We start from the raw sequence: 8,466 nt of genomic DNA, 5'->3' as shown, positions 1-8,466 counted from the left end.
AGCGAAAATCTGTCTACCTTGGGGAGATAAAAGCGCCTGGCATTCTTTATTTTTTAAGTGCTGATAGCCTTCATTCATATACAGTCCCTTTTGAGGAGCTGATTCAGATTCATCAGCGTAGTAAACCTTGATTTCCTCTTGAAAGTCCGTCTCTGTTTTCTGATGTTTGATAGGGCGAAAACGATAACACCAGCCATCAGGATGTGTGTAGCTATCCTCCTTGCCATTATAGTACCAATTCCCTAAGTTTCTAGCTGACTGTGTATACCTTCTCTTTTGTTCCTTATCAAACATGGCATATTTCATCAGATGGTTCACCTCCTTTTCATCTAAACGAAGGAGGTTCTCTTCACTTCCATATCCAGCATCTGCGACAACTGTCTTTAGGTCATGTGGATAGGTTTCAAGTAAGGGGAGAAGAGTCTTGGTATCTGTATCTGTTTTGGAAAAGCTGTTGCGACCTACAAAAGTTTCTTGATCCTTCTCCTATTTTTCAGCACGTACTGAAAAATCATCTTTGACTTTAGGCAAGATTTTCTTGAGTTTCCGACCTTTGGTTTTACGCTCATCTTTTCCTTTAAGGAGTGTCTCCTCCATGTCTTGGCAATTCTTCTTCAAGGACGTGAGAGAGTTCAATCAACTGCCCTGAGGAGATAGGCTCTTGTGTCTCTAGTTCGATAGCTTGATGGATAAGAGGAATGATTTCTTCTTGACAATAAATCTGGATCTGTTCTTGCAGTTTGACGGAAAACTTGTCCCTTGCTTTTTTCCACACGAAACGATACTTGTTGGCATTGGCTTCAATCTTAGTCCCGTCAATACACAAACAATCTAAGATCACTAACTCTTCCGTTTTTAAACGAAGATTGAGGTCGATGAAAAGATCACGAATGAGTTCTTCCATCCCTTCGGCGACACGAAAACGCTTGATGGTGCGATAGCTAACAACCAACTGCCCTGTTAGGTACTGCATGGCGAGATTTTCAATCATCATTTTTTCAATTTTTCGAGCAGAGAAAATCCCTTGTGAAGAGGCAAATAGAAGAGTAGATACAAGCATTTTAGGGTGCTAAGACGGGTGAGCAGAGGCATGATAGAAGGTAGGGAAAGGACTATCTTCCAAGGTATTCAGATAATAAAGACGAGATGGTCTTGTGGCAAGAAAGAACGGATTTCTAGTGGTAAAGTTGTTTGATTTTTGTTATAGTGAATATGCATAAGATAGCCTTTCTAAATGGTGTATTGTGCAGTTCTATTTTACCAAGACTATCGTAACCATGCAAAAAGCAACGGCTTTGCCGTTGCTTTTTTGGGGATAAGAGACTATTGTCCTAGGTTTTTTTCGTAACCAAATCAGATAAGCACCCAAGACAAAGAATAAAATACTTAAGCAAAGGAGGGTTTCCGCAAACACTAAATAATCTAAGAAGGACAGTTTCAAAATTCCCTGAGCCATCTTGAGCGAAGTAGCTGTGATAATGGTTGGGAAGGTGAGGGCTGAGAAGGCTGGTTGAAAACCTTGTTTTAAAATATTGGGTAGGCGAGTTAAAACAAAGAAAAAGAAGGATTGGGAAGCCAAGATCATGACAATCAAGACCCAAGTTGATAGGCTGGCTCCTCCAACTCTAACTAGAGAAGCCAAGAGCAGAGAGAAGGGAACACAGTAGATTCCTTCCTGTCCAAGCAAGGCTAGTGGGAGTGGATCTTTCTTTAAATCGCTATAAATAAGGGGATAGAGATAGAAGGTTAGGAGAAAACCAAAACTCAAGGTCGCATAGGCAATCTCGATAATGCCTACAAGAGGATAGGTCAAGGCAGCCACTGCTATCCCCACATAAAGCACCGTCAAGCTAGGAGTGGCATGACCCCTCCGACCCGGATAGGCAAATTTAACTGTAAAAGTAACAATCAAGGCCAAATCCAAGAGAAATGAAAACCACCAGAGCCCTTGCGCAATCAAAGGAAGATGAGGGAAGACGCGAAAGACATAAGTCGATAAAATCATTCCAGCCATGGGAAGGATTGCCATTCCTGACAAAAGAGGAGGCTTGGTCAATTCTTGCTTGGTTTCCTTCCAATTAAAGAGATGCAGAATTAGAAAGTAAATCCACAAAACCAAACCTGATAGACTCAGCATATGTGACAGAACTGGCAACGTATCTAAAATAAGATTTCCAGCTCCTGCCAAACCTAGCAAACAACCAGAAAATACCAAGGGGAGTTTTTTCATCCTAACCTCCAATAATCATGTTAGTTTCAGTATAGCATAAAAGCGCTTAAATGAGGGGATAAAAAACGAAGTCCGTTGATTTCAGACTTCATTTTTCTCAGATAAAGCTTAAGCATAAGGTTGCAATTCTGGATTAATTGGTGTATTAGCTAGATTGTTGGCATAGTTACAGAGGCTTGCTAGGCTGACACCAAGAACCACATCCAAGGCATTTTGTTGAGTGTAGCCAGCTTCCAAAAACTCAGCTAAGGCTTCATCTCCTACACGACCCTTGGTATTGATAACTGCCAGGGTAAACTTAGCAAGGGTATCCAATTTAGGATCTGTTTTAATTGGAGTACGATTGCGAAGGGCTTGAAGCAGGTCATCATTCATCTGGATTTGTTTGATGGAAAAGGCTGTGTGACCTGCGACACAGAAGGCACAACCATTTGTCACGGCTGCCGTGATTTGCACCACTTCACGCTCAACGGGTGTCAGGCTGTTGCGACGGTTGATAGATGCGACAGTTCGGTAGGCTTCTAAAGCAGCCGGGGCATTGGCCAAGAGACCGATTAGGTTGGGAATATAGCCATTGTTGTCTTTTTCTACCGTTTCAAGAATTTCTTTCACTTCTGCTGGTGCTGATTCGACTGTATGGATAGTAAATGTTGTCATAAGATACCTCTTTTCTTGTTATTAACACTAATATTATTGGAAAATCTTATAAAATCCTGATTCCTAAGTTTATTTAAGATAAAGCTTTATTCTCTCATAAGATTTTCGTTGTATATTAGTTTATCACACTTCCAATCACTTGCATAATATATATTATATATCAGCTTGATAAAAATCATTTATAGGCAAAAAAATCACACGCCATGTGTGATTCCATCATTTATTAAAATACTTTTTAGTCTCAGCAATAACGACTGGCGACAAGACTAAGAGGGCAATCAAGTTTGGCAGAGCCATTAAGGCATTGACGATATCTGCGATAATCCAGACCATATCCAACTCGATGAATCCTCCCAACAAGACCATGAGCACAAAGACTACACGGTAAAGCCAGATAAAACGAACACCAAAGAGAAACTCGAAACAGCGCTCTCCGTAGTAGTTCCATCCGAGGATTGTCGTAAAGGCAAAGAGTACAAGGAAGATGGTCAAGAGGGCAGGTCCAAAGTGTGAAAAAACTGTTGAAAAGGCTGACTGGGTCAAGGCAACCCCATTTAAATCTCCGCTCCAAACACCAGTTACTAAGATTGTCAGACCTGTAAGAGTACAGATAATCAAAGTATCAATAAAGGTTCCTGTCATGGAAATAAAACCTTGCTCTACTGGTTCATTTGTCTTAGCTGCAGCCGCTGCAATCGGAGCTGAACCAAGACCAGATTCATTAGAGAAGACTCCTCGCGCCACACCATTTTGAATAGCCATCCGAATGTTAGCACCTGCAAAACCACCTACCGCAGCAAGGGGACTAAAAGCTGAGGTAAAGACTAAAGCGATTGTGGCAGGGATTTTCCCAATATTAAAGAAAATAACTGTAAGAGTTCCTAAGATATAAATGATAGCCATAAAAGGAACAACAGTAGTTGAAACCTTAGAAATAGACTTGAGTCCGCCAAAGACTGCAATCGCTACAAAGACAGACAAGACGAGAGCTGTGATGGCTGGTGAAATCGTCGTTGTATTTTGGATAGATTCTGTAATCGAGTTGACTTGGGTGAAGGTTCCGATTCCCAAGAGAGCAACCAGTACTCCTGCTACTGCAAACAAAACAGCAAGGGGACGCCACTTTTCTCCCATCCCTAGAAGGATATAGTGCATGGGACCTCCCGCTACTGCACCATGGTCGTCCTTGGTGCGGTATTTGATGGCCAAGAGTCCTTCCGCATACTTGGTAGCCATTCCAAAGAAAGCCGCCATCCACATCCAAAAGAGAGCTCCTGGTCCCCCCACCTTGATAGCCGTCGCAACTCCTATGATATTCCCTGTTCCAACGGTTGATGCCAAGGCTGTACACAGAGCTGCAAAACTGGATACATCACCATGTCCCTTATCCTGGATAAAAATAAGCTGAAAGGCCTTTGAAAGACGAGCTACCTGCAAAAGGTCTAGTCGGATGGTCAAATAGATACCCGTTCCGACCAATAAGATCAAGAGGGGAGGCCCCCAAGCAAAAGCATCAAGCGCTTTAAGCAATTCTAACATATCCTTCTCCTATCTTTCAACCCCAAAAGAAAGAGCACATGCAAGATACATGTACTCTGGAATGCTTAGATAAATGCCAAAAAGCGGTCTATCCTAGTTCTGTCCTTTTACCTGAGAGTTTGAGCAGTTACCTGCCTTGCCCCTTCGGTGCCTTTACGGTCTCTCCAGAGTTCCGTCCATTTACAGTCGTGGAAAATCAAACTTTTATCCACTTCTATTAAACTTCATTCGGTGTTGGTATTTAATTTTTTATTATTTTACAAGAAAAGTCAGCTTTTGTCAATATTTTCTATGAAAAACATAAAAAAGGAGATTGTTTTCAGAAAACCAAATAAAGATCCACATCCAAACGGAAGACTCACTCAACTACTTTGCCCAAGCAACAAAAAAGGAGAACAGGCGATCTCCTCTGTAAAGTTTTTTACTCTTCTTCACTCGTTTCAGCGTCATCGTCAGAAAACTCATCGTCTTCTTCGTTAAGATCCACATCTTCACCCAAGTCATCTGGAGCAATTTCGTTGATTTCTGTATCGTAAGCTTCCGCTTCATTTTTCTCATCATCTGGATTTTCATCATATGAAAGAGCTGGATCTGCTTCGTATGCATCTTCATCTTCTGGATCATCTGCATTGTAGTCAATGGCATCTGAATAACCATCCATAAAGGCATTGACGCGTTTTTTCTTAGCTTTTGGTGCTACTTCATCGTCATCATTTTCTTCAAGAGCGATGATTTCTTCGTCGATTTCGTCCACACCATACCATGAACGAAGACCCCATTTGTTATCTCCAAGTGAGATGAAGCTACCGTCGAAGTTCAACTCTGTATAGAACAAAGGCAAAGCTTCGCGGATGTCGCTGTTTGATGCTCCAAGGTAGTTTTGAATTTCGTTTACAAGATCGCTAAAATGCATCTCATGATCGCGACCACGAAGTTCCAAGATAGCACGCGCTACCTCAATCATAGATAGTTCACTTTTTTCTTGCCCAGCAAATACTTCTAATTCCAAAGCGTTTCTCCTCATTTATACTACTATCGCCAGAGCGAACAGACTCTGACCTCATTTTATCATGTACTCTTTATTGTACGATAATTTTACGGAATAGTCAAAGGTTACATGGGAGAAAGTGACAAGACTTTTTATTTCTTTGCTACCCAGCCGATAGCATCGTTAGGTGGAGTTTCGGTATCAATCAAGATGAATTCAATCCCGATTTTGCCATTATTAAACTTGGTCAAACGAATACCGTTTATTTCCAGTTCATTGAGTCGTTGGCCTGTCAAGACCTCTCGTTCTTTCAACTGGAAAACATACATAGAAATTTTTAAAAGTTTTCTCTATCGTAAACCTGCCGCTAGTTCAGAAGCTATACTAGCTGATTCCAAACGTAATATGGTCATTTCATCTACCTTCCCTAATAATGGCATTGCGCCATACCAAACAATGGTCTTGTTTACCAAAAGAATAGGCGTGACTATTTTTGATTGAGTAAAAGATACTCTAATTTTCTGGCTCTTCAACTGGTCTAGCCATGCTTTATTTGCAACCGTCTCTGGTATACATATCTCAATTTGACTAATCCTAAATTCTTTTAGAAAATTCATCAGTTTTGTCTGGTGCACATAAGGTAAAATAAGCATACACTTCTGTCTTTCCCCTGTTAAGTCCTCTCTCAACACCTTCTCATATCTATTATCAACATAAACGAATTGTTTCTCCTCACCCTCAATGACACGATAATCCATCTTTCGATAAGCTACTTGTCGTTTCTGAAACATCTTTTCTAAATAAGGAACATGAATATCCACATAATCGAAAATCCGTACTAAAGACTTATCCTTGTAGTTTCGATGAATCCTACCTGCATACTGAATTAAATTATTTTTCCAAGAAAAGGGTGCTGCCAAAATAAGCGTGTCTAGCTGAGGCAAGTCAAAACCTTCGCCAATGTATTTTCCAGTAGACAACAAAACAAACCCTTTATCTAGCTGTTCTAGCGTCTCTAATAAACTTGTTCTCTCTCGGACTTTGGTTTTGCCACTAATAATATAAAAATCATCAATCTCTTTCTCTTTCAATAATTTTTCAAAGACATCTATCTGTTGAATTCGATTGACTAAAACCAAGATATTCCGCCCTTCTTCCACTTGAGCTAGAATATCCTTGAGAATCAATTGATTCCTCACTGGATCTGTAGCAATCCAATCACTAAGCTGTATAAAATTACTTGCTTTAGTCTTTTCAATTTCCAAATGACCAAAAGAAGTGAATCTTAATTGCAATTGCCGTTTAAAAGATGTCTCCCTTTTATCAGCAGTATGGAGTATCTCACCAATTCTCTGGAAAACAATAGGTTCATGGCCATTCTTACGCTCAGGCGTAGCCGTCAAACCGTAAAGATACTTCCCTCTAAACTGTGCAACAACTTTTTCAAACATCAAGGCAGAGACATGATGACACTCATCCACAATCATCATCTCATACTCATCCAAAATACTTTGGCTATTTTCCAACTTAAATAGAGATTGAATCATAACGACATCAACCAGCTTACTCAGCCATTTCTTAGTCCCACCGTACTGCCCGACATAGCCTATTACCTTTTTACGACCTGATGGCGTATAACGGGTAGCTTCTTCCTCTTCGAAAGTCAAAAAATGGTTTAAACGATCCAGCCATTGGTCTAAGAGTTGCTTATTATGAACTAGGATAATTGTTTTTGTCTTACGTTCAGAGATGAGAGCAGCACCTAAAACGGTCTTCCCAAAACCTGTCTCCGCATGGAGTAAACCATTTTCTTTGGAAATCATATCTGACAGGGCTAACTCTTGCTCCAGAGTGAGTTCTCCCTTAAATGCCACTCTAATAGACCTTTGTACCTTTCTCCTATCTTCCACAACTACCTGCTTAAATTTATCTCGCAATGGATATAGCAAGCCTCTTGGCAGCCATAAATAATGATCGGATTCTCCAAATAAATACATTCGCTCAGGAATTTGATAGGTTGGCTGTCGCATAGCCTGCTTTAAATAAAATTCGGGATTAGAAAACGAAGCCATATTTTTCAAGAAAAACAGTGTCTTGGGTGTCACAGACGATTTTTCAAGTTGGATCATATTGGATAAGACGACCTTCAACTCCTTATCCAATTCTTGCTTGCCTAACTCCTCTTGGATTAACAGTGCCACTTTAACAGTTGAAACCCTCTGGATTTCTTGTAGATACCTCCATTGGTCTTCATAAGGTTGAAACTATTCATCCACAAAGACCGTTCGCCCTTGATAATAAGCTTCTCCTTGAAAAGGAAGGGCAATCAAATTACCAAATCCACCTTTAGGAAGAACATCCTGATTTGGAAACATGCGATCAAAAGAATCAAAGGACAGTTGCATACTTTCCTGCATAGCCAATTCTAACAGTTTCTTTCCAAATAAGCGAGCCTCTCGACACGGAATCGCTTCCTCAAAGAAGAACCAAATATGGAGTCCTTGACCCGAACGAGAAATCTCTAGATGGCCTTCCATCTGGCGTTCCCTGGCTATTCTATGAATGGTTAAACCGGCTTCTTTCCAATCTCCTTCATCCAAATCCAGTACCAAAAAATAACAGCTATCATCTAAGTGCATAGGAAAGATACCAATGGCTATCTCCCCACGAAAATGAGATTTCAAAACGGAGTCCGTCAATGTCTGGAAACTCCGTTTTTCAGGCGGCAACTGCTTCCAACCATAATCATAGGATGGAAAATACTGAATTTTCCCTTGATCATTGATAAAACTCTTAGCATAAACATCGTAACGGCCAGCAAACACAGAGGTAAACAATTGTAATTTTTCTTGCGTCGTCAATCGACTACTTTGAAGTTGGAACATCTCCTCGAACTGAGAGCGTCCCATAACAAACTGACTCTTGTCTTTAAGGCGTTTACACAAGAAAAACTCACTTTCCCCATTAAAAGAAGAAAAGACATCAAGTACTTCTACCACAATTCCATCCAAAGACACAAAAACAGCCATAAGAGTCACCTGCTTGATTCCTA

The 8,466-nt window shown here is 40.5% G+C and carries 5 protein-coding genes, 3 pseudogenes and 1 riboswitch; all 8 genes and pseudogenes read right to left on the bottom strand.

Annotated elements, in window-relative coordinates; translation table 11 throughout:
• Positions 1–375, bottom strand: a pseudogene (locus tag OVN21_RS10370) (IS1182 family transposase); the annotation flags it as partial.
• 202 nt (positions 376–577) lie between these two features.
• A complete protein-coding gene (locus OVN21_RS10365; protein ID WP_267246929.1) occupies positions 578–1,060 on the bottom strand; it encodes a transposase in 483 nt (160 codons plus the stop codon).
• A gap of 276 nt (positions 1,061–1,336) precedes the next feature.
• Positions 1,337–2,230: pseudogene (locus OVN21_RS10360) on the bottom strand (TDT family transporter); the annotation flags it as partial.
• A gap of 108 nt (positions 2,231–2,338) precedes the next feature.
• Positions 2,339–2,887: a carboxymuconolactone decarboxylase family protein gene (locus OVN21_RS10355; RefSeq protein WP_267248356.1), complete on the bottom strand. Its 549-nt coding sequence runs from the start codon at positions 2,885–2,887 to the stop codon at positions 2,339–2,341.
• A 216-nt stretch (positions 2,888–3,103) separates the two neighbouring features.
• Complete coding sequence (locus OVN21_RS10350; RefSeq protein WP_267248355.1) at positions 3,104–4,426, bottom strand: alanine/glycine:cation symporter family protein; 1,323 nt, start codon at positions 4,424–4,426, stop codon at positions 3,104–3,106.
• Positions 4,427–4,515: 89 nt separating this feature from the next.
• A riboswitch (glycine riboswitch) is annotated at positions 4,516–4,604 on the bottom strand.
• A gap of 243 nt (positions 4,605–4,847) precedes the next feature.
• Positions 4,848–5,435, bottom strand: a complete 588-nt coding sequence (gene rpoE / locus OVN21_RS10345) for a DNA-directed RNA polymerase subunit delta (RefSeq protein WP_267248354.1) — start codon at positions 5,433–5,435, stop codon at positions 4,848–4,850.
• 131 nt (positions 5,436–5,566) lie between these two features.
• Positions 5,567–5,728: a hypothetical protein gene (locus tag OVN21_RS10340; RefSeq protein WP_267248353.1), complete on the bottom strand. Its 162-nt coding sequence runs from the start codon at positions 5,726–5,728 to the stop codon at positions 5,567–5,569.
• 36 nt (positions 5,729–5,764) lie between these two features.
• A pseudogene (locus OVN21_RS10335) lies at positions 5,765–8,443 on the bottom strand (TOTE conflict system archaeo-eukaryotic primase domain-containing protein).
• Positions 8,444–8,466: the final 23 nt, after the last annotated feature.

The organism is Streptococcus sp. Marseille-Q5986 (genome assembly GCF_946902915.1).
Lineage (GTDB): Bacteria > Bacillota > Bacilli > Lactobacillales > Streptococcaceae > Streptococcus.
The sequence above is the reverse complement of the archived record's forward strand: the minus strand, read 5'-3'. Positions and strand labels throughout refer to the sequence as shown.

Excerpts from the sequence above, each read along its gene's own strand:
- OVN21_RS10355 (WP_267248356.1), bottom strand. The coding sequence starts at position 2,887 with ATGACAACATTTACTATCCATACAGTCGAATCAGCACCAGCAGAAGTG.
- OVN21_RS10350 (WP_267248355.1), bottom strand. The coding sequence starts at position 4,426 with ATGTTAGAATTGCTTAAAGCGCTTGATGCTTTTGCTTGGGGGCCTCCC.
- OVN21_RS10365 (WP_267246929.1), bottom strand. The coding sequence starts at position 1,060 with ATGCTTGTATCTACTCTTCTATTTGCCTCTTCACAAGGGATTTTCTCT.